This is a genomic window from Kitasatospora sp. SC0581 (genome assembly GCF_048159585.1).
Taxonomy (GTDB): Bacteria; Actinomycetota; Actinomycetes; order Streptomycetales; family Streptomycetaceae; genus Kitasatospora.
In genome coordinates this window covers 1-609 of sequence record NZ_JBLRWA010000105.1, presented here as the reverse complement: position 1 = coordinate 609, position 609 = coordinate 1, and the positions used below count along the sequence as shown (strand labels likewise).

1 pseudogene is annotated in these 609 nt (G+C 76.0%); it reads left to right on the top strand.

Going from position 1 to position 609, the window contains the following annotated elements:
* Nucleotides 1-38 precede the first annotated feature (38 nt).
* Nucleotides 39-609: pseudogene (locus ACLWS4_RS37280) on the top strand (conjugal transfer protein); the annotation flags it as partial.

Sequence of the window (609 nt, the reverse complement as noted above, 5' to 3'; positions counted from 1 at the left end):
CCGTCGGCACGGTCGGCGCGTACGGCACGTACCGGAACATGAAGACCGCGTTCGGACCCGGCACGGCCCTCGGCGTCGTCGCCGCCGGAGAGGGCGCGACCGCGGTTCTCGGCCTCACCCTCATCGGCCTCACCCTGATCTCCCGGCCCTACCCGCTCGGCCTCCGCCTCGGCCTGTGGCTCGTGCCGGTGGCCGGGTCGGTGACCGGCGCGGTGGTTGCGCCGGACGGCCGCACCGCCGTCATCTACGCGACCACCCCCCTGGCCATGACCGTGGCCGCCGAGCTCGCCGGGTTCCTGGCCCGCTCGATCGTCGTCGCTCGCACCGGCGTTGACGCCGAGGCGGACCGCCAGGTCGGCACCACGCTGCGCCGGATCGAGTGGCACCACGCCCGCGCCCAGCACCACCCGAACGAGCGAACCCGGAACCGGTCGGAGAAGGCAGCCTGGCGACTGGCCAAGGGACTCGGCGGGGCCGACACGCGCCTCGGCACGGCCCTGCCGGACGCCTACGCCGACCGCACCGCCACCGCCGCCCTGGCCGCCCTGGACGCCCTGTACGGCCGCACCGACACCCCGGCCCTGGCCCTGGCCGACACGGCGTCAGCTC